This is a genomic window from Mesorhizobium sp. USDA 4132, assembly GCF_056279545.1.
In genome coordinates this window covers 900,013-923,357 of the sequence record NZ_JBWCCP010000002.1, presented here as the reverse complement: position 1 = coordinate 923,357, position 23,345 = coordinate 900,013, and the positions used below count along the sequence as shown (strand labels likewise).

Annotated in this window: 24 protein-coding genes; 14 read left to right on the top strand and 10 right to left on the bottom strand. The window is 59.4% G+C overall.

Annotated features, from left to right (window positions below; genetic code table 11):
• Window positions 1-6 precede the first annotated feature (6 nt).
• From ACZ9IU_RS27065 to ACZ9IU_RS27045, 5 genes are all read right to left on the bottom strand, one after another.
• Complete coding sequence (locus ACZ9IU_RS27065; RefSeq protein WP_040124843.1) at window positions 7-1,518, bottom strand: M81 family metallopeptidase; 1,512 nt, start codon at window positions 1,516-1,518, stop codon at window positions 7-9.
• Between the two features lie 34 nt (window positions 1,519-1,552).
• Window positions 1,553-2,623 carry an ABC transporter substrate-binding protein gene (locus ACZ9IU_RS27060; protein ID WP_051900487.1) on the bottom strand — a complete coding sequence of 357 codons (1,071 nt, stop codon included), beginning with the start codon at window positions 2,621-2,623 and terminating at the stop codon, window positions 1,553-1,555.
• Window positions 2,624-2,640: 17 nt separating this feature from the next.
• Window positions 2,641-3,441 (bottom strand): ABC transporter permease, encoded by an 801-nt coding sequence (locus tag ACZ9IU_RS27055; protein ID WP_051900709.1) that lies wholly within the window; start codon window positions 3,439-3,441, stop codon window positions 2,641-2,643.
• 76 nt (window positions 3,442-3,517) lie between these two features.
• Window positions 3,518-4,426 (bottom strand): ABC transporter permease, encoded by a 909-nt coding sequence (locus ACZ9IU_RS27050; protein ID WP_040124846.1) that lies wholly within the window; start codon window positions 4,424-4,426, stop codon window positions 3,518-3,520.
• Entirely contained in the window at window positions 4,423-5,550 is a 1,128-nt protein-coding gene (locus tag ACZ9IU_RS27045; RefSeq protein WP_040124847.1) for an ABC transporter ATP-binding protein, read from the bottom strand. Before ACZ9IU_RS27045 ends, ACZ9IU_RS27050 begins: the two co-directional genes overlap by 4 nt.
• A 262-nt stretch (window positions 5,551-5,812) precedes the next feature.
• Between ACZ9IU_RS27045 and ACZ9IU_RS27040 the strand changes: the two genes are divergently transcribed.
• The 4 genes from ACZ9IU_RS27040 to fabG all read left to right on the top strand — a co-directional run bounded on the left by ACZ9IU_RS27040 (window position 5,813) and on the right by fabG (window position 10,395).
• A complete protein-coding gene (locus ACZ9IU_RS27040) occupies window positions 5,813-6,502 on the top strand; it encodes a GntR family transcriptional regulator (protein WP_051900488.1) in 690 nt (229 codons plus the stop codon).
• A gap of 89 nt (window positions 6,503-6,591) precedes the next feature.
• Window positions 6,592-7,926, top strand: a complete 1,335-nt coding sequence (locus ACZ9IU_RS27035; RefSeq protein WP_080719348.1) for an aspartate aminotransferase family protein — start codon at window positions 6,592-6,594, stop codon at window positions 7,924-7,926.
• Window positions 7,916-9,622, top strand: coding sequence for an acetolactate synthase catalytic subunit (locus ACZ9IU_RS27030; protein ID WP_040124848.1), 1,707 nt, complete (start codon window positions 7,916-7,918; stop codon window positions 9,620-9,622). Before ACZ9IU_RS27035 ends, ACZ9IU_RS27030 begins: the two co-directional genes overlap by 11 nt.
• A complete protein-coding gene (fabG, locus tag ACZ9IU_RS27025) occupies window positions 9,622-10,395 on the top strand; it encodes a 3-oxoacyl-ACP reductase FabG (protein ID WP_040124850.1) in 774 nt (257 codons plus the stop codon). The genes ACZ9IU_RS27030 and fabG overlap by 1 nt, the downstream gene beginning before the upstream one ends.
• A 295-nt stretch (window positions 10,396-10,690) precedes the next feature.
• Here fabG and ACZ9IU_RS27020 read toward each other — a convergent pair whose 3' ends face one another.
• Complete coding sequence (locus tag ACZ9IU_RS27020) at window positions 10,691-11,398, bottom strand: GntR family transcriptional regulator (RefSeq protein WP_080719349.1); 708 nt, start codon at window positions 11,396-11,398, stop codon at window positions 10,691-10,693.
• Between the two features lie 756 nt (window positions 11,399-12,154).
• Here ACZ9IU_RS27020 and ACZ9IU_RS27015 point away from each other — a divergent pair.
• Window positions 12,155-12,355: a hypothetical protein gene (locus ACZ9IU_RS27015; RefSeq protein ID WP_498957815.1), complete on the top strand. Its 201-nt coding sequence runs from the start codon at window positions 12,155-12,157 to the stop codon at window positions 12,353-12,355.
• 111 nt (window positions 12,356-12,466) lie between these two features.
• On the opposite strand, the gene ACZ9IU_RS27010 is transcribed toward ACZ9IU_RS27015, so the two are convergent.
• From ACZ9IU_RS27010 to ACZ9IU_RS26995, 4 genes are all read right to left on the bottom strand, one after another.
• Window positions 12,467-12,943: a helix-turn-helix domain-containing protein gene (locus ACZ9IU_RS27010; RefSeq protein WP_244447560.1), complete on the bottom strand. Its 477-nt coding sequence runs from the start codon at window positions 12,941-12,943 to the stop codon at window positions 12,467-12,469.
• Between the two features lie 681 nt (window positions 12,944-13,624).
• Window positions 13,625-14,308 carry a thermonuclease family protein gene (locus tag ACZ9IU_RS27005; protein WP_244447561.1) on the bottom strand — a complete coding sequence of 228 codons (684 nt, stop codon included), beginning with the start codon at window positions 14,306-14,308 and terminating at the stop codon, window positions 13,625-13,627.
• Window positions 14,305-14,844, bottom strand: coding sequence for a thermonuclease family protein (locus ACZ9IU_RS27000; RefSeq protein ID WP_051900494.1), 540 nt, complete (start codon window positions 14,842-14,844; stop codon window positions 14,305-14,307). Before ACZ9IU_RS27000 ends, ACZ9IU_RS27005 begins: the two co-directional genes overlap by 4 nt.
• A complete protein-coding gene (locus ACZ9IU_RS26995; RefSeq protein ID WP_040124854.1) occupies window positions 14,841-15,470 on the bottom strand; it encodes a hypothetical protein in 630 nt (209 codons plus the stop codon). Before ACZ9IU_RS26995 ends, ACZ9IU_RS27000 begins: the two co-directional genes overlap by 4 nt.
• A gap of 461 nt (window positions 15,471-15,931) precedes the next feature.
• On the opposite strand from ACZ9IU_RS26995, the gene ACZ9IU_RS26990 reads away from it, so the two are divergent.
• From ACZ9IU_RS26990 to ACZ9IU_RS26950, 9 genes are read left to right on the top strand one after another with little or no spacing between them, the layout of a single operon-like run.
• Complete coding sequence (locus tag ACZ9IU_RS26990) at window positions 15,932-16,507, top strand: lytic transglycosylase domain-containing protein (protein WP_498957847.1); 576 nt, start codon at window positions 15,932-15,934, stop codon at window positions 16,505-16,507.
• A gap of 17 nt (window positions 16,508-16,524) precedes the next feature.
• The gene (locus tag ACZ9IU_RS26985) at window positions 16,525-16,863 is read left to right on the top strand and encodes a TrbC/VirB2 family type IV secretion system protein (protein ID WP_040124856.1); all 339 of its coding nucleotides are present in this window, start codon (window positions 16,525-16,527) and stop codon (window positions 16,861-16,863) included.
• A 3-nt stretch (window positions 16,864-16,866) separates the two neighbouring features.
• Window positions 16,867-17,166: a VirB3 family type IV secretion system protein gene (locus ACZ9IU_RS26980; RefSeq protein WP_040124857.1), complete on the top strand. Its 300-nt coding sequence runs from the start codon at window positions 16,867-16,869 to the stop codon at window positions 17,164-17,166.
• A gap of 2 nt (window positions 17,167-17,168) precedes the next feature.
• Complete coding sequence (locus tag ACZ9IU_RS26975) at window positions 17,169-19,577, top strand: VirB4 family type IV secretion/conjugal transfer ATPase (protein WP_040124859.1); 2,409 nt, start codon at window positions 17,169-17,171, stop codon at window positions 19,575-19,577.
• Window positions 19,578-19,579: 2 nt separating this feature from the next.
• The gene (locus ACZ9IU_RS26970; protein WP_040124861.1) at window positions 19,580-20,671 is read left to right on the top strand and encodes a lytic transglycosylase domain-containing protein; all 1,092 of its coding nucleotides are present in this window, start codon (window positions 19,580-19,582) and stop codon (window positions 20,669-20,671) included.
• 9 nt (window positions 20,672-20,680) lie between these two features.
• Window positions 20,681-21,382, top strand: a complete 702-nt coding sequence (locus ACZ9IU_RS26965; protein ID WP_040124862.1) for a type IV secretion system protein — start codon at window positions 20,681-20,683, stop codon at window positions 21,380-21,382.
• Window positions 21,372-21,584 (top strand): hypothetical protein, encoded by a 213-nt coding sequence (locus tag ACZ9IU_RS26960; protein ID WP_040124863.1) that lies wholly within the window; start codon window positions 21,372-21,374, stop codon window positions 21,582-21,584. Before ACZ9IU_RS26965 ends, ACZ9IU_RS26960 begins: the two co-directional genes overlap by 11 nt.
• A 6-nt stretch (window positions 21,585-21,590) precedes the next feature.
• Window positions 21,591-22,607: a TrbL/VirB6 family protein gene (locus ACZ9IU_RS26955; RefSeq protein ID WP_040124864.1), complete on the top strand. Its 1,017-nt coding sequence runs from the start codon at window positions 21,591-21,593 to the stop codon at window positions 22,605-22,607.
• A 33-nt stretch (window positions 22,608-22,640) separates the two neighbouring features.
• Complete coding sequence (locus tag ACZ9IU_RS26950; RefSeq protein WP_040124865.1) at window positions 22,641-23,333, top strand: VirB8 family type IV secretion system protein; 693 nt, start codon at window positions 22,641-22,643, stop codon at window positions 23,331-23,333.
• The last annotated feature ends 12 nt before the right edge of the window (window positions 23,334-23,345 follow it).

Here is a 23,345-nt window from a genome sequence, read left to right as displayed (position 1 = left end):
TGCTGATCATGCCGAACTAAGCTTGCCCCCAAACGCTTTTGTCTCGATGGCTTTGAGGTCGATGTCATGCTCCGGCCAAAAGCGCGACTTGTCGTAACGGAAGATCCCCTTCCGGTAGTAGCCGACACCCGGCGTCGATACGAGGAGTGGCGTCGCAATCCCCTTAAAATTCATCGTGAAGTGATAACCCGACTTCACCACCACGAAATCGATGGACTTCAGATCAATTCCCTGGCTCGTGAACACGGCAGGGTCGTGACTAAAGGCCGGTTTGCTGGTGAGAAGCACGAACACCCGTTCCTCGACCAGTACGACAGCTGCCGCACCGAGGGAGCTTGCCTCCCCGCCATGGAACGGCCCGGCAAGCGTATATGCGCCGTCGCTCAGGTGGATCACGTTCCCGGTGATCCTGCGCGACGATAATCCCGGCGAAACCTGTCCGCCGACGTCGAGCGTGACCGTGGCGCCCAATCCAGCATCCTGTGCGTGTTTCACGCTGGCCGCATCGGTGATGGTCAAGGCACCTCGCAGCTCAGCGAAATGGTCCAGCACTTCCGCCAGCAAAACGGTGCTGTCACCGGGCGCCCCGGCCAGGATCCGGTCGCCCATGTCGGCCATGACATACGGGCGGTTGGCCGGTTGCGATCGCACGATCTCGAAGGCGTCCTGTTTCTCGAAAAGATCATCGACGAAGCGTTCCCGGTTATCCCAGAACGCCCATGCGAGCTCCTTGGCCACCTCCGAGGCGAGCGAAACGGCTCCATCAGTCATGACGGTTACCATCTGCCCGATATTGTAGTCGTCGGCGTAGCGGAAGACGTTGTAGATGGAGATATCGACAACGCCGCTTGTTCTGGCTGCAAGCTCTCGAGCCTTGTCGTGGATTTCACCAAGCGGCCCACTTGCGGTTTCCCCGGCGCCTGGCAGGATCATCGGCACCCGGGCGCTGATTACGACCGGCCGCAAGTCGCCCCTCAACACCTGCAGGGTCAGTTCCGCGGCTCGCATGCCGCATTCGACGACGTCCGAATGCGGGTTTTCCTTACATGCAACGCAGATGTCGGTGTTTTCCAGCATGGGGTCGGTCAGGTGCGCGTGCAGGTCGAGACCGATTCCGATCGGCACGAAGGGGCCGACATGCCGCCTGAGATGGGCCAGCAGATCTCCTTCCAGGTCGGCGATCTCGGTCGAAGCCGCCGCGCCGTGCAGATCAAGGATGATTGCATCAGGGCGCGACGCCTGGATCCGCTCGACCAGCTCGGTGCAAATCGCTTCGTAAAACTCGTGGACGACAAGACCGCTTGGCGGGCCCGAGACGGAGATCAGCGGCAGAATCTCGACGTTCGCTTGTCTGAGGTACCGGATGATGCCTCCCAATGTCGAGCCGGCACATTCAAACACCGCTTCGCCCCGTTGAATCTCGAATTGGTCGGCGGTGGCCGGTTGCGGATTGAGGCGATTGGACTCGTGATATAGACGGCCGACGGCAATCCGTGGCCTTTGGCTGGGCACGTTCATATTTCCAGGCTTTCTGTTCGGTTGAGGGATTAGATTAGCGCTGGTTCCACTCGTTCCAGCGTTCAAGCAACATCTGATTGTTGGCGTTTATCCAGGCAGCGTCCGGCCGGATGAGCTTCTCGAACACGTCCGGTGAGGTCGGCGCGGCCGCCTGCGCTTCCGCGTTCATCGCCTTCGCCGCCGAGTATCGGGCTGGCGTGCAGGTCAGTGCTTCACAGACCCTCGCCTGCGCTTGCGGATGCGCGAGGAAATATTCGAGGAACTTGATCGCGTTGGCGCGATGCGGGGCCTTCTTGATCAATGCCCAGCGGTCCCCGACAAGAAACGCCTGATCCTGGCTCCAGGCGAGCGGCTGGCCTTCCTTCTTCAACGCGGACGCGCGCGTCTGCCAGATCTCGCCCGCGACATACTCTCCGTTGCGAAACCCTTGAGTGCTCTGGTCGCCCGTCTTCCACCACAGGCTGATCTGCGGCCGGATCGTATCGAGTTTGGCAAGCGCGCGATCGACGTCGAGCGGGAACAGCGTGCCAGGCTGTACACCATCTGCAAGGAGCGCTGCCGCCATGACCCGCCACGGGTCATTGAAATTCGGCATCGAACGTGGCCCGGGGAACTTCTCTACGTTGAAGAAATCTCCCCAGGTCTTCAGGCCGGGTGCTGGAAACGACCGGGTATTGTAGGCCAGAAGTGTCGTGCCGTAGGCGGAGAGCACGCCGGAGGACGCGCAGGCGCCCGGGAGCAGATCCGTGTCGCCCTGATAGGCGCGGCAGAACTCGGTCATATCCTCGTTCATCGATTTGTGGAGCTCCGAGGCCGCCTGGATCTCGCCGGCCTGATAGAGGTCCCATTCGACATTGCCCGTTTGTGCCATCGCCTTGATGCGGGCGACATTCTCGGCGCCCGTGCCGGATACGGTGATCACCTGGATCCCGGTCTCCTTGGTGAAGGGGTCGAAGAAATGGGTCCGCATTTCCTGTTCCAGGGTCCCGCCGGTCGTCGCGATGACGAGCTTTTCCTGGGCAGACACCGAACCCGATCCCGAAACAGCGAAAACGGCTGCAGTGATCAGGCCTGCATTCGTGCAATTCTTCAAAAATCTACGCATTGTCTGCTGTCCTCCCATCAATTCCAGCTCGTGGCCTTCTGGTGTTTTTGGAATAGCGTGAGGCCGCCCATGACCAGCAGCGAGACGAGCACCATGATCGTCGAGACCGCCGCCACGACCGGCGTCAGATTGAAGTCGATGTCCTCGAACATCTTGCGGGTGATGGTCTTGCCGTCGATCCCGGAGAGGAAAAAAGCGACAGTCGCCTCGTCGAACGATGCGAGGAAGGCAAACACTGCACCGCTTGAGACGCCTGGCGCGATGCCGGGTAGCACGACGCTGAAGAATGCCCTCGACCGGCCGGCGCCACAGTTCAACGCGGCGAGTTCCAGCGTCGTGTCGAAGCGTTGAAGTGAGGCTGTGACCGTCAGAACGACATAGGGGACGGCGAGCATCGTGTGGGCGATCAGAAAGCCGACGAAGTTGCCTGACAGTTTCAGCGGCGCGAAGGCCACGAACACCGACACTGCAATGACGATATGCGGAACGATCATCGGGCTGATCGTCATCGCCTGAAGAACGGCCTTTCCCGGCAAGTCGCCACGGACAAGGGCAATCGCCGCAAGCGTGCCGATGATCGTCGCCGTGGCTGTGGTCGCCAACGCGATCTTGAGACTGAATAGCGTCGCGGCGATCCAGTCGGGATCGGTCAGATATCGCACGTACCATTTGAAGGTGATGCCTTTCGGTGGAAACTCAAGGTAGTCCGCCGATCCAAGCGACATGGGGATCACCAGCACGGTCGGAAGAATCAGAAAGAACAGCAGCGCCGCCAAGCCAACCGTCATCGCCACCCCGGAGATGTAACGCAGACCCATTGCCTGATGACGGGTAGGTTTCGGGCGGCGACCTTCAATCTCAGCCGCTTCGCGCTCGGCGAGTGCATAGTCCATGTCAGGAGACACCGGCGAATCCTCGATTGAGAGACAGAGTTTTGCGAAAGGCGACGACGAAGGTGAGCGTTGCTGCAAGAAGCACCGTCGAGAGTGCGCCCGCAAAAGCCCAGTCGAGTGTCTCGGTGGTTTGCTGTCCGATGAGCGTCGCCATCAGCATCGTGCGGGGCCCACCGACCAGAGCCGGCGTCACATAGAAACCGAGTGCCAAAATGAAGGTCATCAGGCAGCCCGCAAAAACACCGGGCAGGCTCAGCGGCAGCATGATCCGCCAGAAGACACTGAGTGTCCCTGCCCCCAGGTTGCTCGCGGCCTGGCCAAGTTCGTTCGGGACGGCGCGCACCGCCGCGAAGATCGGCAGTATCGTATATGGTAGGAGCACATGGGTCATCGCCATGACAACCGCCCCTTCCGTGTAGATCAGGCGCAAAGGCTCGGTGATCCAGCCCAGGTCCAGAAGGAGCTCGTTCACAACACCCTTGCGCTGCAACAGCACAATCCACGCGTAGGACCTCACCAATGTCGAGGTCCAGAGCGGGATGAGCACGCATACCGTAGTCAGGGCCGCCCACCTGCGTGGCAGTTTCGCCATCGCAAACGCGATCGGATAGCCGATAACGAGGCTCGCAATCGTCACCGCAAATGCGATCTCGAACGTCCGCAGCAAAACCGTCAGATAAAGCGGTGAGCGCATGAGCCGCTGGAACTGCTCAAGTCCGAATTCGGGTGCGAAGAAACTCCCGAGCAGCAGCTTGCCAACGGGATAGAGGAAGCCGAAACCCATCAACAGCACGAGCGGAGCGATGAGTATCAGGGAGAGTGTTTTCGAATAGCTGCGTGCGGAGCCGGTCAGGGGCCGGCGCCTGATCGCTTCCGTAGACGGGACCCCGATGGTCGCGGTAACGGTCATTGAACAGACCCCGCAAGCTCCGGAAACAGCCTTACAGCAGAGGGAGCGATCATGAGATCGACCATCTCTCCCCGCGCAAATGTCGCCTGTCCGATGAGCGAAGGAACCAGGACCTGAACCGGCGCCTCCCCCTGCCCCTCAATCTGGACGAGGATCACATGCGCCTGGCCAAGGAAGATAACCGCCTCGACCGTCCCTCGCAGCACAATGCCGCTCTGGTGACCAGGTTCGAAACGCTGCCTGATGATGATATCTTCGGGTCTGATCGCGACGCGGACCCTGCAGCCCGGCCGGTATTGTTCGGCCTCTCCATTCAAGACCAGATCGAACGAGAGAGTAGCATGCCCCGATATTCGCACTCGGAAAGTGCCATGGTCGCTTCCGACAAATTCCCCCTTCAGGAAGTTCATCTTGCCGACGAATTCGGCGACAAAGGATGTGGCCGGTCTTTGATAGAGGTCAAGCGGCGATCCGACCTGTACCAGTCGGCCCTCCGACATCACCGCAATACGGTCGGACATGGTCAAGGCTTCTTCCTGGTCATGGGTGACGTAGACCACCGTGACTCCGACCCGGTTTTGAATCCGCTTGATCTCGGTCTGCATGGTCTCGCGAAGTTTCTTGTCAAGCGCACTGAGTGGTTCGTCCATCAGCAGGACCGGGGGCTCGGCGATCAATGCGCGCGCGACGGCGACCCGTTGCTGCTGCCCACCCGACAGTTGCTGCGGATAGCGGCCTTCAAAGCCGGTCAACTGGACAAGACCCATCATGTCGGATACCCGACGATTGATCTCTTTGGTTGCAAGGCTTCGCATTCTCAGTGGAAAAGCGATGTTCTGCTCTACAGTCATGTGAGGGAAAAGGGCATATTTCTGGAACACCATGCCAACGGCGCGCCGGTTGGGAGCCAAATACGTAATGTCTCGAGACCCAACACGAATCTGCCCTGAATTCGGGAACTCAAACCCCGCGATCATCATCAGCAAGGTCGTCTTGCCAGATCCGGATGGCCCCAGCAGCGACAGGAATTCGCCCGCCTTCACGGAGAGAGAAACATCCGAAACGACAGATTTGTCGCCGAACTGCTTTTCGATCCCCAGTATATCGATAGGTTCTCCGTTCAATGTCGGTTTTCCTCCACAAGATTGAGCGAGCTCTCAGCAATGGCAGAGCCATATGTTCCGGAAACAAAACGGCGGATAATCGCAAGAAGACGCGATGTGTCCACGCTCCCGCAGCCGGACGTACCGTCGGCGGGTTGGTTTTATTCCCCTGCGCACGTTCGACGTGCTTGTTCGTCTGTCAGATGTAACGTCTATACATTTGGGATTTTTTTGTTGCAACAAAATTATCGTGATGGAGAAAAAAACTTTGGCAGAACCTTCAATGGAAGAGGCTGATGGACTGGTCGGCGGCTCGAACAAGGTGATGGGCCTTGGTGATCGCGCTTACGAGGATCTGAAGGAAAAGCTAGTGCGCGGGGCCTATCCGCCGGGCCATAAGATCACCGTCCGGGCGGTCGCCGAGGAACTCGGCTACGGCACCACGCCGGCACGCGATGCGCTCAACCGCCTGGTTGCTGAGCGCGCGCTCGTCTTTTCCGGTCCGAAGACGGTCGTCGTCCCGACGCTGTCGCTCGCGGAGCTATATGAGGTGACCCAAATGCGCCTGCGCTTGGAGGGATTGGCCGCGGAAAAGGGTGCGATTGGCGCCGGATCAGCTGATATCGCTCGATTGGAGGCCTTTCAAGGCGAGATCGATGCCGCGCTGGCGGAAGGTCGGTACGCGGATGCGCTCTGGAGCAACAAGGAGTTTCACTTCCATATCTACGGTCGCGCCAACATGCCGATGCTGCTTGCAACGATCGAGACGCTCTGGCTTCGCGTCGGCGCGGCATTCAACGATCTCTATCCGGAATTCGCGATCTCGAAGTACGGAATTCAGAACCATCGTGCTGCGCTGGAAGGGTTCCGTCATCAGGATCCTCAGGAGGTCAAGGCCGCGATCGAGACCGATATTCGAGACGGATACCGCCGCCTGCGCCAGGCATTGAGCGACCGCGCTCCAAAAAAATAGGTCAAAGCCTCCGAATTTTGTTGCAACAAAAATAGAATCCTGTTTCTTTTGTTGCATCAAAGCGGCAAGCCTGCCGCCGGGAGGTCAACATGCAACTGGCAATACCAAGGCCGGGCGGCTCGCCCGGAGAAATTTCTGCGCAACTCGCACAAAGGGCCACACGGGTCTTCCCGGGAGGCATCACACGCAACACGGTGGATCGGGATCCCGGCCTTTACTACATCGGCTGGGGCCAGGGCGCCCATCTGCATGACGTCGACGGCCGGCAATTCCTCGATCTCAACAATAATTTCACGACGCTGATCCACGGACATGGGTTCGAACCTGTCGTCGATGCCGTGACCAGGACCTTGCGGGATGGGACCTGCTATTCGAACCCGACGGTCCATGAGATCGCATTGGCTGAGCTTCTGTGTGATCGAGTTCCCGCGGTGGAGCAGGTCCGTTTCGTCAATACTGGCACCGAGGCCGTGATGTTTGCGATCAAGGCGGCTCGCGCCCTGACGAGCCGGCCAGGTGTTGCCAAGATCGAAGGCGCCTATCACGGCGCCTATGACTGGGCGGAAGTCGGCCAGATGGGAAGCCCGATCACCTGGGGCCCCCCGGACAATCCTTGCCCGGTCCCTGCCTATAACGGCCAGCCAAGCGTGGTCTTGGATGACGTTGTCGTTCTGCGGTTCAACGACATCGAGGCCGCCGTTAGCCGGATCAAGGCGAACGCATCGAGGCTTGCATGTATCCTCATCGATCCCATGCCGAGCCGAGCCGGGCTCATGGCGCCGGACCCGGCCTTTCTGGAGGCCGTGACGCGGGTGGCGAGGGAAAACGGGATATTGATTGTTGCCGACGAGGTCCTGAACCTCAGGCAGGGTTATGAAGGCGCATCCGCCCGGTTCGGTCTTGATCCTGACCTTGTCGCGATGGGGAAGATCATCGGCGGCGGATTTCCGATCGGTGCGATCGGCGGAAAACGAGGCTCTATGGCGGTGTTCGGGACCGCACTCCTGTCGCAGGGAGGAACCTTTTCCGCAAACCCGGTCTCCATGGTCGCTGGCCTTGAGGCGATGCGGGCGATGACCAGAGACAATTTCAATCGTCTTGAAACGCTTGGCGAGGGTCTGCGGGCGAGGCTGCAAGCTTCGATCAAGAACGCCGGGGCGCCGTTCAGCGTGTCCGGCTCCGCCTCGCTTTTCCGCATCCACCCGAAAACGGCGGCTCCTTCCGAGTATCGAGAGGCGTTCCTCAGTTCACAGGAAAACCGGGCGATGACCAGGCTCGACTATTTCATGAAGGACCATGGCGTGCTGATGCCGAAAGGTGCCGCCTCGTCCCTCTCCACTGCGATGAACACAAGCGACGTCGATCTCGTCGCGGACACATTCGAAAAGTTTCTCGACACCCAGGATTTTCAACATGACGAGTGAGTTTGAGACTGTCGCACAGCGCGCAGCGCTGGCGCTGCGCCGCCATGACGTTGAGGTCATCTTTGGCCAGAGCCTCCCTTCGGCGGTGATCCTCGCCGCAGAAGCGCTTGGCATCCGTCAGATTTCCTACCGCCAGGAAAACATGGGCGGTGCCATGGCCGACGGTTACGCCCGCATGTCCGGACGTGTGGCCGTCGTCGCCGCGCAGAACGGACCGGCCGCGACCTTGCTGGTACCGCCGCTTGCCGAAGCGCTAAAGGCTAGCATTCCAATCGTGGCCCTTGTTCAGGAAGTGGAGCGGGACCAGGCAGACCGCAACGCGTTCCAGGAGCTCGACCATATCGCTCTTTTCCAATCATGCTCGAAATTCGTCCGGCGCGTCGTGACCGAGGACCGCATCGACGACTATATCGACATGGCCTTCACGGCGGCAGCGTCAGGTCGTCCAGGGCCTGCGGTGCTGCTCCTCCCGGCCGACCTGTTGCGGCAGGGGGCGGCAGCGCCACTGGTTCGACGAAGCGCAAATCTCGGATATTGGCCGCTGGACAAATTTCGACCGTCGGATGAGCAGATCATCGACCTCGCCGAACGAATTGCCAGGGCAGAAGCCCCTTTGGTCATCGCGGGCGGTGGCGTTCATGCGGCCGATGGACCGCATGCCCTGGCGCACCTGCAGGACCTCGCCTCGTTGCCCGTCTTTACAACCAATATGGGGAAGGGCGCGGTAGACGAGTTCCATCCCCTGTCCGCGGGGCCGATGACGCTGATGGGACCCCTGTCGCTAGGTGCACGGACACGTCGGCTCCTCGAGGAGGCGGACCTTATCGTCATGGTCGCGACCCGCAGCAACCAGAATGGTACCGACAGCTGGCGCTTGATCCCGCCGACTGCGACTATCGTTCACATCGACATTGATCCGGTCGAGATCGGCAGGAACTACGAGGCCATCCGACTGGTCGGTAGTGCGGCCGAAACGCTGAAATCGCTTTGCATCGCCTTGAAGAAGGTCGATCTCTCAACCCGTAGAAAAAACAGGCGCGGACTGGAAGCCGCCATCGCAGAAGCCTGGTCGGCCTTTGCTCGGGACCGTCTCTCGCTGGTGGAGCAGAACGGGCGACCGCTCCGGCCTGAAGCGGTGATGAAGGAACTGCAAGAACGAATGACCGCGCAGACAATCGTGGTCGCAGACGCGAGCTATTCATCAATGTGGATCGTCGGGCAATTGCGATCGCTGCGAGCCGGCATGCGCTTCCTTGCGCCGCGTGGCCTTGCCGGCCTCGGCTGGGGTCTGCCCCTCGCACTCGGTGCAAAAGCCGCAAGGCCTGGGCAGCGCGTTATCGCGGTCGTCGGCGATGGTGGGTTCGCCCACAGCTGGGCCGAACTCGAGACACTGGTGCGCTCAAGGTTGCCCGTCACCATCCTTCTTCTGAACAACGGGATACTTGGCTTTCAGAAGCACGCCGAAACCGTGAAATTCGGCGAATATACCAGCGCCATCCACTTTCACGACGTTGACCACGTCAAGATTGCCGAGGCATGCGGTTGCCCGGCTGTACGGTCACACTCGATAGCGGATGTGTCCGCAGCGCTGGACAGGGCGTTCGAGACGGATGGCCCCCTGCTGGTCGAAATCATGACAGACCCAGATGCTTTCCCGGCTCTGTCGCTGTTTGCCGGACTTGAGGTGGCCGCGTGATGCCGACTTCTGTCTCGCCAATTGCCATTGTCACCGGCGGAACATCAGGCATCGGGCTCGCCTGCGCCCGGAGGCTGTTGTCGTCAGGCCATCGGGTGGCCGTCTTCAGCCAGCAGAGCTATCGCGTGGACGAGGCAAAAGCCCTGCTCACGAGCTATTCCGACGGGGACAATGTCATCGCCGAAACGGTCGACATACGGAACGTCGGGGCGATCGCCCGCTTCGTTCGAATGGTCATAGATCGCTGGGGCGCCCCGTCGGTACTGATCTGCAGCGCAGGATACACTCCAAAGCGAAACGGCGCTCCGGCGCGGTTCGATGCGATTGCCCTCGACGAATGGAACGACGTCCTGTCCGTCAATTTGACAGGACCCATGGTTTGCTGCCAGACGGTCGTTCCGGCCATGGCATCACAGGGTTTTGGCCGCATCGTCTTCATCGGGTCGGTCGCTGCCCGCACCATGCCGCGCATCGCCGGCGCGAGTTATGTCGCCTCGAAAGCAGGCCTTGCTGGGCTGGCGCGCTCGCTCGTCAACGAATATGCAGGTCGCGGCGTGACAGTGAATACGATCGCCCCCGGCCGAATTCTGACAGAGATGACCATGCCGAGCGACTCACCTGCAAATCGGGCAGCGCTTGCCCGGATCCCTGCGGGCCGGCTCGGCCAACCTGACGATGTCGCGGCAGCCGTCGAATTCCTGACATCTGCGTCGGCGGGCTTCATCAACGGTGCGATCCTGGACGTGAACGGCGGCGAGTTTCTACCGGCGTGATGACCACTACGGCATCCTCCAAGGCATCGTGGTCAGCTTTTCGCGAATATGGAATGGAATTTGTGCGGCCGACACCGCCATGTGACGCGCATTTCTCAGTTCTTCGATTGCCAGAACGACACTCAACCGTGCCACCTGCCCAGCAGTTCGGAATAATCAAATGACCACCAACGCATTCCATTGACAATACGCTGGATGCATTGGTCCAACGTTGCGTTCCTCCCATCGGAGCAGTGGCCTCCGGTTGCTCGCGCGACTCGAAATGGCAAGGATTGTTAGTCACGTGACCGAAGGATCACAGCAAATCCTCAAGCGGTACCCGAGCTTGCTGCGCTCGCAAATTTAGCTCTTTGATAAGATCCTGAAGTCCCCTGATCTTTCTCCGGATTTGGTCTTCGAGGATCGCGATTGCCGCTGTCCGATTGCCAGCAATCATCGCGTCCTCGAACATACTCATCTGGTTCACGAGGGAGAAGAAGGGCGGAGCCGACATCAAACCGAATTGGCGAATATGTGTCGTGCGGTCGCTGAACTGTCGCATATTTCGGATTAGGCGAACATTTCCAGAAAGGATGGCGATCCGATCGTACAAGTTTTCGACGTAGGACGCAGCCAAGGCCGCCTCGGCCTCATCCAACCCACGCACGTCTGTCGCGAAATCCGGCCGAAGATCCGAAACGCTCTGGAAAGGCGCGGAAGGATCTCTTTCGATCGCAAGCCTCGCCATGGTCAGCGCCATTTCGTAGTCGCCGGCCACCTCCTCCAGGTCAAGTGCCTTCGCGACATATCCGCGTCCTCTCGTAAATCCAATAATATCTTCGTCCGCTAGCCGGATTAAAGCTTCACGAACAGGCGTGGGGCTAACTCGCATTTTTGCCGCCAATACGCGGATGTTTAAAAAAGCTCCGGGGCGATGTCGATGACGATAAAGAGCAGCCTTGATTCGGTGATAAGCTTCCGCCGCTTTGTCCGGCGCTGTCGGATAGAGATCGCTGTCCTGCATAAAATTGAAATGCCTGTTTATCTGGATTGCGCAGCCGGAGTGCCCTCCACTACACGCACGGAAAAGTAGTCCTGCTACAAATCGCTTCGTCAATTATCTAATTTCGTGCCGATTTCTTCGATATATCGGAGATATTGATATATGCCTCTCTTGCAACCAACGATTTTGCTCTGGTAGTGTTCTTGAATAAGAAGTAATAGCTGAAGTTTTTGAGGGGGGTTTTGCTAACCATCTGGCGTCTATTGCGAAATCTCCGGCTTCGAGCAGAAAATGCTATGCCATTGGTCGAATGGGGGGCGTCGAACGCATGGCGCGATTGCTCTATCCGATCGCTGCAACCGTCACCACAAGTACAGATTGCGCCTAGCTCAACTTAACGTGATCTACAGTCATATTTTTAGATATTCTACCGTGAGCTGTAATTCATGCAGGTGAGGCGCCGCCAAAATCTGACGGGTCTTAGACGTTGGTCTGCAGCCGTGAAATAGGCAGCTTAGTGCTTGATCTTCCAATATCGAGCTTACGACGTCCAGGGGTTTGCTGCAGACATTCATGGCTTAGCAGTCGATCGGACTACTGAGAGAGTTAAGCTCTTGCCCCGGACGTCAGACCATAAAAGGCCGCGCCTAGACCTACTGGACCGGCCAGACCCAAAATGGGCGGTTACGGAAATCGACAAACCTGGTCACTACCTGCGTTCGTTGCATCACGCTCTCGACTGCATCCGCGCGCGCTGGCTACATTTCGAGATACTGCATGGATGATGAAACCGATGACTTCTGGGCGCTCTTGGCCCAGCATGCCCAGGTCATAGCAACGATCGACAATCTGCAAGCCAGGTCGCATCCCACGATCGAAGACAAGCAGGAAATCACAATACGCACACTTGAAGAGCAATCGCTGCGCGAGCGGCTGTTAGACTTCAAACCCACTTCCAATGCCGGCGGGCAGGACTAAGCTGCTCTATTTCACGCTATTGCTCGCGAAAACCGAAACGTTCCTGGATGACCAGGCGATGGCACGGCTAATGCTGTCGCTCGATCACATCCTCTACGGCGGTCCCAAGGCTTAAGAGTTTGCGTTTTTTTCCTGAAGGACGTGGACCGTTTCAAGCAGCTTTACGACGGATTCCATCGTGTCGCTCGGGAGGTTTTCCAACAAGCCCATGATCCGGATGCGGGCTTCCGCCTCAATCTCCGTTTTCCCCCATAGTTGGGGTGCTGTGGGGTACAGCATCGCCAGAGGCGAGACACCGAGCACCTCACTCAGGTGAATCAAGCGGCTCACCGTCATCTTGGAGGAATTGCGTTCATAGCGGCCGTAGACCTGCTCGCTCAATCCAACGAGGGTTGCCATATCGGCTCTGCTCAATCCCTTTTCCTGGCGGCAGTGCCGCAGTTGCTCGCCCAGTTTGTTATCCAACTCGTCAAAGGTGGAAATTCCATCGAAGCCCTGTCTGCGATAGACGGGCTTTTCGTTGTCAGGATCGGTCGTCTTGACCAATTCCAATTCCGCAATGTGATTATCCAAATCTTCCGCCATCATCCACCGACCCAAAATGCGACGCCCGTTCATACATCACGCTGGTGCCGGATGGCTATCGATCTGCGGTAAAAAACGCGGATAATGCGTCTTAACAGCACAAACTAGTGTGTTGATAAAGCGAACCAATGTCGTTCGTCCTTACCCGTGGCCTGATCCCTGATGTCAAAGAAATAGGGGTCCGATCGACGCGGTCGATCCTGGAACTCCGTGTAGCTGCAGGAATTGTCACCTCGGTAGTGCCGTGTGATGTCCCCCGCCGTAACGCTGCCACCGCTGTCGGAAAAGCGAGACAATCGGGATCCGCTCTCGCAACTCGTGATCTGGCGCATGCATCTCGAGAACTCCTGGCGAGAAAGGTCTCCGTTGCCATCACCGCTGGCGGTCGGCGTCCAGCCCATAGGGCAGTCGGCATAGGGCTCATAGCCCGGTTTTCCCGCACCGCCCTCGGGACAGGTCGGCCAGGAGAAACCCTGCTTCTTCATCGCAGAAATCAACTTCTCCATTGGTGGGTGGCAACTTTCGATCCCTTGCCAAGGCGGGCTGGAAGACGCTGCGCAAAGCAGCACTTCGCAGCCCCATTCGCTCGCAAACGTTTGGGGAGCATGGGCGAGGAGAGCGGAGAAGGCGAGCAAGGATGCTAAGAGATATCTCACGGAAAGGATCCTTCATCAGGTGCAATCATTAGCGGTCTCGGCGCGCCGGCTGGCGGCGAGCGTCGATGAATGGCGGCGAGATCTCGCTCTGCCGCGTGGTCAACAGGTTTCGATCGGCCGCGGGGCGGCGACCCAGCGTCTTGTCGACCGCCTTATGCCGCCACTCTGCCAAGTCGAGTAAGTAGGTCGCCCACATGCCATAGCGCGCAGCCATCGCGTAACGTTGCGAGGAGCGATACCGCTCGGGAACCCGTCTTGGATCGTCCACGCGCGCCAGTCCGACGCCGATCATGTCTAGAGCGAGGTCGCGTCCATCGACGACGCAGGTTGCGCCGGGCAGGTTCTCGGTCAGGTTGGAGTTGACAGTGCAGACGACGCGTCTCCCGGAGATTATTTTTTTGAGCCACGCCTTTGCCAGGGCTCCGCATGGCACCGGGGCGAGAACCAGGCTGCGGGGATCGGTCGCGTTCGGATCAAAAGCCCATTGCGGAAGTTCGCAACTGTCGATCCCAGCAAGGCGCACCAAAAGGTGGGAAGCCGGAAACCACAGCGTCCGGCCATCAATCACAGTCACCTTGCCCTCGATCTTCTGCGCAATCGGCCGGTCGGTTGACTTAGCACTCTGGAGTGCAGGTCTTACAAAGTCCGCAGGGCTCGATGCGTTCGGCAGCAGCGTGAGCATCAGCAGTGCAACAGTTCTCGTTCGGATCATTTCTGCATCCTCGCGTTTTTCGCCGCGTGGCTCAGAAGGATAGATGGGTGCTGGACATCATCGAATTGCCATAGACCACGCCGGGCTTCTCGCGCCTTTTGCTCGGCAACCGCATAGGTGGGATATACGGGCAGGCCGTCGCTGCTGAGGCTGGCGAAGCCGAAGCCTTCCGTGATCATCATCATCGCGAGGTCAAGGCGTTCGCCGCCGACAGTGGCGTAGCAGGTCACGAATGTCAGATCAGCTTGCGTGGCAACCGGAGCGCAAAGCGGATGCGTGTCTCTCACATAGGCACCCAAGACGGCGATCGATGCCTCACCGCAGTCTCGCTTGTTTCCCGACCGATCGGTGTAGAAGGTCTGACGCAAGCAGGACTGCAGCCCATAGATGCGGTAGCGCCGGCCCGCGGAAATCCAGGTGTCACCCGTTTCGAAGGTGACGTTGGGTCCGAAGTCGAAATAACCTGCGGGAGCGCCGCTTGCCGGGAAGGCAGCGAGAAAAGCCGCCAGCACGATGCGCGGAAGCCGGCCCGTCATTGCTGCTGAACTCTCGGATCGGCCCACATTCCAAAGCCGCCCCGCCCGATTTTTTCGGCCGCCTCCAGGTCAGGGCGCAAGAAGCTGCCATCCTGCTTTTTTGAGAGCCGCAAGGCGCCGAGCGAAACGAGTTGCTCCTCGATATTGTCGACAGCGTCGAGCGCCCCCGGATAGTTATAATAGCCGAAGCACGTGACATCCTGCGTGGCGGCATTTTTCTCGGTCAGAAACGCCCGACAAAAAACGACCTTCGCCGCCTTCACCAAGGTGTGGAGTTGCTGTCGCGCATAGTCGCTGCACGACCCGGCGAACCCTTCCTTTTGATTGACCATATCGCCGGTACAGGGCTGAAGCCCGTAGAGGTGCAACGTGGTCTTCGCGTCGACCGCAATATCGACGGGCGAGCGAACCTCGAATCCGGTCGCCGAGGCAAACCCCTTCCGGTCGACGATTTTCCCGCCCGGATCATAGTACTCGACCACCAGAACCGACTTTCCGGGCGCAGCCAGCGATTTGACATAAGCCGGATCGACTTTTCCTCCGGCCAAAGCCGGGACGGCTGTTGTCAGCAGAGCAGAAAGACATATGAGGCTTCGGCGAGGAAGCGTTACCCTTCGTGTTTGCATTAAATTTCCACCGAGTGCATTTTCTGACTTTTCGACTCGAATTTTTCGCGCTAACTATGAACACATTCGGTAACATGTACAAGCAATATTTACGGTGCAGATCCCCGCTCGAATCGACCATGGCGATGAGGAAGCGGGGCGTATAAGAGGGTTTCTTCGCTTTGAAGACGATCGCGACCTTGGCGTCCCTGCCACTGCTTATACTCTCGCCGCAATCGGCTCATGCGTTCGATTCGACGAGATTTTCGTCAGAAGTTGCTCAGACTGGCGGCGTACCCGCCTATCCGAAGGACCGCCCCTCCCCGTCACCGCCTGTCGAATTTCTCCTCGATCGATCGGGAAGGCTTAACCGGTCAGCAGGCGGATCAGAACCGAATACATCAGGTTCTCTATCAGGTGACTTTGCAACGGGGAACTCCGGCCGGTCATATCCAGGACTCACCGAAAATTCCCACCCCGTTGTGAACACATTATATTCATCTCCAGGACAAGAGAACGCATGGGAAGACTGCGGACCCTCCCCTCTCAGCCCTGCGCAAATCGAAGCTCTGGTGGGGCGCGCAGCCGATGCATATGGCGTCGATGCTGATTTCGCTAAGGCGATCACGTGGACCGAGAGCCGTTTCGATCAAACTCGCAACAGCCCCACCGGCGCTCGTGGGCCGATGCAATTGATGCCGGATACAGCGCGCGAGTTAGGTGTCACCGATGCCTGCGATCCCGCATCCAATATTGATGCCGGCGTCCGTCGTTTGAAGGCACTTCTCGACGAATTCCGAAATCCGCTGCTTGCCGCGGCCGCTTACAATGCCGGCGTCCAGGCAATCTACGACAATGGCGGCGTGCCACCCTATCCGGAAACGGTCCGCTATGTGGCCTCGGTCATCAATCGGCAACTCGGCCTGGGGTTGCCCCACGCGAAGGCGCCCGACCGACGCGGTCCTGCCGGAGCGCGCCCTGCCATTTCCAGCGACCAGGTCAGCGACGTGCTCGGCGCCAAAGGCAGCCGGTTCGTGAACGGCGTCATGCATTTCTGAAACAAAGGAGATTTAAAATGAGCATCACCCTGTCTGCCCGACAGAAACGCGCAATCCGTCTGACGACGATGATCGCCGTGGTTGCCACCTCGCACGCGCTCTCCGCCGACAGTGCGATGGCACAGGCAACAAACCAGGCCTTCGCACCGCTGCAGACTGTGGTCCAGGCAGTCGTCGACTTCATCACCGGCCCATTTGGACGTTTGGTCGCGATCATCGCGGTGATCGGACTCGGGTTTCTCGCCTTTGCCGGGCGTCTGAGCTGGTTCACGGCTGGCGCGGTCGTTCTCGGTATCGGTCTGGTGTTTGGCGCGCCCGCGATCGTCGACCAACTGATGTCCACGGTCGGAAACTGAGCGATGACCGAGTTCTCGGACGACAAGCCGACGCTCACGCCGCTGATCATCGGGCTGACCCGGTCGCCGACCTTGTGGGGCGTCCCCTACATGGCAGTGGTCGTGGTGATCGGCCTGACGATCATTGCTTGGCTCGCGACCAACACGGTCTGGGCGCTGATGACCGCCCCGCTCGCCTATCTCGTCCTCTTCACCCTGTGCACCTGGGACAGCCGTATCCTCGACGTGTTGCAGGTCGCAACGCGCATGACGCCAAAAACCCCGAACAAGTCTTTCTGGGGTGCAAACTCCTACGGACCCTGACCATGCTGAAGCTCATCCAGGAAGAACTGGGTTTTGGAGCCGCGGCCGCTCGCGAGCGATCGATGTCGAAACATATCCCTTATCTTCGACATGTGGCCGATACCGTGATCAAACTCGAAAACGGTGCGCTTCTTTCGATCATCCGACTGAACGGTCTGTTTTTCCAGACCGAGGACCAGGCCGAGCTCAATATGCGCTCGGTGGTCCAGAATACGATGATCCGCGCACTCGGCTCCAGCCGTTTCTCGCTTTGGTCGACCGTCATCCGTAGGCAGGTGGAGGCGGGTCTCGACGGCAATTTCGATGCTCCCTTCGCCGACCTCCTCAATCGTCGTTACCTGGCTGAGCTTGGCGACAAGCGCATGTTCACGAACGAGCTCTACCTCAGCGTCTTGCGCTCAGGCATGCGCGGCGCACTCGCCGCTGGGGACACGGTGCGCCGACTTTTCGACAAAGCCGGAACACGTGATGCGGTTGACAGTCAACTCCGAGAGTCCGTCAGCGAACTTGAAGAACTGGTCGGCAATCTCTGCCGCGACCTTCAGAAGTATGGTGCGCGTCCGCTTGAGATCGTCTATCGCGACGATGAACCCTATTCCGAGCCCTGCGAATTTTTCCACTCCGTGCTCACCTGCGGCATTCCGCGCAGGATGCGCCTGCCTCGCATGAGCATCGCCGGCTACGTCGGCAGCTCCCGACTGCATTTTTCCCGGCGCACACTGCAGGCTCAAGGAGCAGCTCGCGAAGACGACCGCTTCGGGGCAATGCTCTCGATCAAGGAGTACCCGCCGTTCACTGGGCCAGGCATGCTCGACGGCCTCCTGCAGATGAATCATGAGTTCATCCTGACGCAATCCTTCACGATCACCGACAAGCCGATCGCGCAGGAGCGGATATCACGTCTGAAACGCCAGATTGCGGCATCCGACGAAGCCGGCAGCGATGTCGAGAACGATATCGATTTCGCCCTCAACAGCCTGATGAACCAGGAGGCGGTGTTCGGCCTTCATCATCTGACACTGCTGTGCCTGTCGCGTGACGTCGAGGGTGTCAACAAAGCGGTATCCGATCTGGGCGCCTGCCTCACGGACATGAACGTGAACTGGCTGCGCGAGGACCTCAACCTTGAGGCCGGGTTCTGGGCACAACTGCCCGGCAACCATTCCTACATCGCGCGCAAGGCGCTGCTTTCGAGCGCCAACTTCGCCGGCCTGTCGTCGATGCACAATTTCGCGACCGGCCAGACGGACGGCACCCATTGGAAGACGCCGATCACGATCCTTGAGACCACCAGCCAGACCCCTTACTGGTTCAACTTCCATCGGCGCGACATCGGGCATTTCCTGGTCACCGGTCCGACGGGCTCGGGCAAGACCGTCGCCCTCACCTTCCTTCTGGCGCAAGCGTTTCGGGTTTCTCCGACACCGAGGGCGGTGTTCTTCGACAAGGATCGCGGCGGCGAAATATTCGTGCGGGCGATGAACGGCGCTTACGAAGTATTGATGCCGGGAACATCGGCCGGTTTCAATCCGCTGCAGATCGAGAACACCGGCCCAAACCGCGAGTTCCTGCTTCGCCTCCTGAAGGTGATGCTCCAGCGCGGCGAGGCGGCAGGGTTCGATCAGGAAGAGGAAGACATCCTGGAGCGAGCCCTTCTCCGGTTGATGCAGGAGCCGACCGCCCAGCGCAACCTCGCCAACCTGTCGGGGCTGTTGATCGGTCGCTCGCGGGCCGGGCCGAACGATCTCAGCGCGCGCCTGCGCCCATGGATCGATGGCGAGAAGGCCTGGCTGTTCAACGCGACCCATGACGTTCTCTCTTTCTCCGATCGACAGGTCTTCGGCTTCGACATGACCAGTATCCTCGACAATGAGGAGCTTAGAACGCCGGCACTGATGTATATTTTCCATCGGCTCGACGAACTCCTCGACGGCACGCCGGTGATGATCTTCATGGACGAGGGCTGGCGGCTGCTGCGGGATCCGACCTTCAGCGACTTCATCGTCGACAAGATGAAGACCATCCGCAAGCTGAACGGCATCGTCGGTTTCGGAACGCAGTCGGCCGCCGATATCGCCCGGGCGCCGGCCTCACATACGCTGATCGAGCAGTCGGCGACGAATATCCACTTCCCCAATCCCCGCGCCGACGAGGAAAGCTACATTCGGCGCTTCGGCCTGACGGTGAAGGAGTTCAACTTCATCCGAACCACGCCGCCGGAAAAGCGCGCCTTCCTGATCAAGCATGGCAATGACAGCGTCATCGCTCGTCTCGATCTCGGCACCATGCCCGACGTGATCAAGGTTCTTTCCGGCCGCAAGGACACCATCGAGGAATGCGCCCGGCTGCGGGAGGAACTCGGAGACGATCCATCGGCCTGGCTGCCCCGCTTCTGTGGTTGGGAGGCTTGAGCATGAGAACGCTTCGCGTCTTCGCCCCTGTCGCCTTCGCCGCCTTGGTCGCAGCGATACCCAAAATTGCACTTGCCGATGTTCCCGTGATTGACAACACGATCCTCAATGCGGACACGGCGCGTGACAAAGCGACCAGCAAAATCGAGACAACGGACAAGGATCGCCATACGATCCACACATCCGTCACCTGCTCGATCTACCGCCCCGCGCGACGGAACGATCCCGTCGGCGCTGCCGAGCAGAATGCCGAGATCTCAGGGCTCGCACGTCGTATCGCCCAGGAGGAAGGTGTCGATGAAAGCCTCTTTCTGGCGCTCATCTACCAGGAAAGCAGATTTAATCCGTGTGCCAAGTCCTCCGCCGGCGCGACCGGCCTGACTCAGCTGATGCCCGGCACGGCAGATCAGCTTGGAGTCGACGAAAACAACATCGAGGACAATCTGCGCGGCGGTGCGCGCTACCTGAACCAACAGCTGCGCAAATTCGGCGGCGACACCAACCTCGCACTTGCGGCTTATAATTCCGGGCCAGGCAATGTCAGCAAATATGGCGGCATTCCGCCGTTCAAGGAAACCCAAGGCTACGTTCGCAGCATTACCCGGGACTGGCTTCCCGCCTTTGGTGGATCCGACAAGTCCGGCATCCCGCTGAACTACGGCGGCGGTGGGACTGCCTATTCCGGCATGCGCGATTCGACCCTGAACGCCATGGGCACCTCGAGGGCCACCTCCGAAAGCCTCGGCAACGTGGCGAGTTGGTACCAGCAGCTGGCGGGCCTGCAGACGGGCACGATCCAGGACAGCTGGGACCACAATTCGACCGCGCGCAATGCCAATCTCGAAATGATGAACAACGTCATCAGGCTCGGCGCCGCGATGGCAGACCTCATCAATTCCCGCAACGCTGTCACGACGTCGGATGTCTCCAGCACTTCGCGATCGACTGCGGGCGTTAACGGCGACGATCCTCCACGCGATACCACCGGCCTCTGCGATCCACGGCAAGGTCTTGTGTGGGACCCCGAGCAAAAGGCCTGCATCGCAAAACGCGAAGAAACAGCCGACATCCAGCTCATGCTGCAACCCCAATAGGAGCCCGTCATGAAGCGTACGTCCTTCATAGCTGCCCTCACCGTCCTGTCGTCGTCCCTCGCCCATGCCGACGTGCCGGTGATCGACAAGCAGAATTACAAGATCGCCAAACAGACGGCGGACACGACCGACAAGATCCTCGACACCAACAAGAACATCCTGACCACGGTCGAGGACACCCTGAAGGCGGTGACCGGTGATCGTGGCAGCACGGCGGGGCCGCTGCAGGATCTCGCGATCGGCCAAGGGTTCAGTGTCTCTTCCATGCCGTCGCTAGACAGCCTGATCAAGGGCGGCGTTCCCGATTTCGGTAGCATGAGCGGCGACGTCTCGAAGGTCGCCACCACGTTCATCAACGGGTTGCAACTGGTGAAATCGCTGTCGGGCAAGGACAATAGCGACCTCGCCAGCGACAAATCCTATGAGCAACTGGTGAATACCGTGCTCGGCGTTTCCGCCCTTATCAACGGCGCGCAAAAGGCGACCGAGACACGACGTAGGGCTTTCGAAGCTGCCGGCCAGCAGATCGGCAAGTCGCAAGACATCAAGGGTTCGATCGACCAGAACACGCAGTTGCAGGTTCAGTCCGGCCTGACGCTCAACGAAATGATCGGCGTGATGAACGGCGCGGTGACATCCTTGCAGGCCGAAAACCAGCGCCGCCTCACCGATATCTCCAACAGCAAAAAAGCCCTCGCCTATGGCAATTGACGGCATTCGAGTGAGCGTCGCGATCGGCATCATTGCGGTTTCGGCGTTATTGGGCGGATGCGGGACGGTCAAGGAAAAGGCGGCGCCGTGCAAGCGGCCGTCGGATCTCTCAGCCTATGCAAATGATCCGCGCCCCGATTGTGGACCGATGCACGCCGTCAACGATCCTGCGGCCGCCTTTGCGGCTCTTGGGCTGGAGTGAGTTCCTATGGAAGATTTCCTTGGCGATCTCCTGCAGCGCATCGAGGATTCCGGCAGTTCGTTTTCCGAGCAGGCCTATACGGTCGTCGGGCAGGAGATCATGCCGCTACTGCAGGTCATGCTGGTGATCTACGTCGCCTATTACGGGCTGCAGCTTTTCCTCGGGACCGCGCGGATCGGTGTCGGCGAGATCGTCGGCCGCCTCGCCCGGATGATGATCATCCTGGCTCTTGTCGGCTCGTGGACAAACTTCAATAACCTGTTCTACCACTGGATCAACGATACTCCCGAGGATGTCGGCCGGGCGATTCTCGCTGCATCCGGCACCGGCATTACCGAGCCCACCAACGGGCTTTCGCAGATCTGGAAGACCGCCAACCAGGCCGCCTCGGCATTCGCCGAGCAATCCGGCTATTTCTCGATCTTGCCGAGCATGATCGGCGTGTTGATCATGGTGGGCGCCGGGATATTCATCGCCGTCGCACTCGCTATCCTCATTCTGGCAAAGGTCATGCTCTGGGTGCTGATCGGCACCGCGCCGATCTTCATAGCCTGTATGCTGTTCGAGAAAACCCGCAACTACGGTGTCGGCTGGTTCAACCAGGTGCTTACCTATGCGCTGATCCCGCTGTTCATCTATGTCGTGGCAGCCTTCCTGATCGCCGCGATGAACCCCGAGCTTTCGAAGATCGATGCCGCCAGCGGCTCGAGAACTTTGACGCTCGCTGACATCGCCGGCTTCCTGCTTCTGTGCGCGGCAGGCGCTTTCGTGATGCTCTACATTCAGTCGATCGGCCAGGGCATTGCCGGCGGCATCAGCGCCGGGGTCGGCGACACGGCGTCGAGGGTTATCCGCTGGGCGGGATTTGGCGCCCTTCGCGGAACTACAGCGGCCGGACGCTCGACCTATCGCGCTGGACGGGCGCTGCAGTCCCAACGGCGCGACCGCGGTGGCGACGACGATCCGTCAGGTACGAAGGCCGCGATGCAGACCAAGATCACCCAGAACAGCACGCCGGCCTGAGCCGAGAACGACAGACAAAGGGCAACAAGGCCAATGGCAGGGACAAACGACGATCGCCTTCGAACATATTATCAGAGCGGAGACATCTGGGAGCAGGAGATCGTCAAGCGGGCGAAACGGTCACGGGCCCTCGCCTGGTTCGTCACCTCGATCTTCGGGGCCATCACCCTCGTCAGCCTGGCGACGCTCGCCATGCTCGTGCCCCTCAAGAGTTTCGAGCCCTATATCGTCGAGGTCGACAGGAATACCGGTTATGTCGAGGTCAAGACCGGGTTGACACGGCCGACCAATCTAACCGAACAACAGGCCATTACCCAGGCCAACATCGTCCGTTATATCCGCTCGCGCGAGGGCTACGATCCTTATGCCATCGAGCAGAATTTCGGGATCGCGGCGCTGCTGTCGACCGGCAATGCCGCACGCGAACTGCAGGATCTCTACAGCGCTGCCAACCTGCAGAACCCGGCCCGCGTCTATGGTCGCGACAAGCGGGTCACGACAGAGATTGCTTCGGTGACTTTTCCGAATGCCAGCACCGGCATCGTCAGGTTCACGACCGTCGAACAATCGGAAGCCGAGACCATCCCGCGCCACTGGATCGCGGTCGTGCGCTACCGATATACGGACACGCCGGCCACCAACGAATGGCGCTTCGAAAACCCCCTTGGCTTTCAGGTCTACGACTACCGGCGCGACCAGGAAACCGTGACCGAGGGCGGCCGATGATGCTGAAGCGTG

Coding starts and splice junctions, on each gene's coding strand:
- ACZ9IU_RS26955 (WP_040124864.1), top strand. CDS start 21,591: ATGGAAGATTTCCTTGGCGATCTCCTGCAGCGCATCGAGGATTCCGGC.
- ACZ9IU_RS26980 (WP_040124857.1), top strand. CDS start 16,867: ATGACCGAGTTCTCGGACGACAAGCCGACGCTCACGCCGCTGATCATC.
- ACZ9IU_RS26975 (WP_040124859.1), top strand. CDS start 17,169: ATGCTGAAGCTCATCCAGGAAGAACTGGGTTTTGGAGCCGCGGCCGCT.
- ACZ9IU_RS26985 (WP_040124856.1), top strand. CDS start 16,525: ATGAGCATCACCCTGTCTGCCCGACAGAAACGCGCAATCCGTCTGACG.
- ACZ9IU_RS27035 (WP_080719348.1), top strand. CDS start 6,592: ATGCAACTGGCAATACCAAGGCCGGGCGGCTCGCCCGGAGAAATTTCT.
- ACZ9IU_RS27030 (WP_040124848.1), top strand. CDS start 7,916: ATGACGAGTGAGTTTGAGACTGTCGCACAGCGCGCAGCGCTGGCGCTG.
- ACZ9IU_RS26965 (WP_040124862.1), top strand. CDS start 20,681: ATGAAGCGTACGTCCTTCATAGCTGCCCTCACCGTCCTGTCGTCGTCC.
- ACZ9IU_RS27015 (WP_498957815.1), top strand. CDS start 12,155: ATGGATGATGAAACCGATGACTTCTGGGCGCTCTTGGCCCAGCATGCC.
- ACZ9IU_RS26995 (WP_040124854.1), bottom strand. CDS start 15,470: ATGCAAACACGAAGGGTAACGCTTCCTCGCCGAAGCCTCATATGTCTT.
- ACZ9IU_RS27055 (WP_051900709.1), bottom strand. CDS start 3,441: ATGGGTCTGCGTTACATCTCCGGGGTGGCGATGACGGTTGGCTTGGCG.
- ACZ9IU_RS26970 (WP_040124861.1), top strand. CDS start 19,580: ATGAGAACGCTTCGCGTCTTCGCCCCTGTCGCCTTCGCCGCCTTGGTC.
- ACZ9IU_RS27005 (WP_244447561.1), bottom strand. CDS start 14,308: ATGATCCGAACGAGAACTGTTGCACTGCTGATGCTCACGCTGCTGCCG.
- ACZ9IU_RS26950 (WP_040124865.1), top strand. CDS start 22,641: ATGGCAGGGACAAACGACGATCGCCTTCGAACATATTATCAGAGCGGA.
- ACZ9IU_RS26960 (WP_040124863.1), top strand. CDS start 21,372: ATGGCAATTGACGGCATTCGAGTGAGCGTCGCGATCGGCATCATTGCG.
- ACZ9IU_RS27010 (WP_244447560.1), bottom strand. CDS start 12,943: ATGATGGCGGAAGATTTGGATAATCACATTGCGGAATTGGAATTGGTC.
- ACZ9IU_RS27020 (WP_080719349.1), bottom strand. CDS start 11,398: ATGCAGGACAGCGATCTCTATCCGACAGCGCCGGACAAAGCGGCGGAA.
- ACZ9IU_RS27050 (WP_040124846.1), bottom strand. CDS start 4,426: ATGACCGTTACCGCGACCATCGGGGTCCCGTCTACGGAAGCGATCAGG.
- ACZ9IU_RS27000 (WP_051900494.1), bottom strand. CDS start 14,844: ATGACGGGCCGGCTTCCGCGCATCGTGCTGGCGGCTTTTCTCGCTGCC.
- fabG (WP_040124850.1), top strand. CDS start 9,622: ATGCCGACTTCTGTCTCGCCAATTGCCATTGTCACCGGCGGAACATCA.
- ACZ9IU_RS27040 (WP_051900488.1), top strand. CDS start 5,813: ATGGAAGAGGCTGATGGACTGGTCGGCGGCTCGAACAAGGTGATGGGC.
- ACZ9IU_RS27060 (WP_051900487.1), bottom strand. CDS start 2,623: ATGCGTAGATTTTTGAAGAATTGCACGAATGCAGGCCTGATCACTGCA.
- ACZ9IU_RS27065 (WP_040124843.1), bottom strand. CDS start 1,518: ATGAACGTGCCCAGCCAAAGGCCACGGATTGCCGTCGGCCGTCTATAT.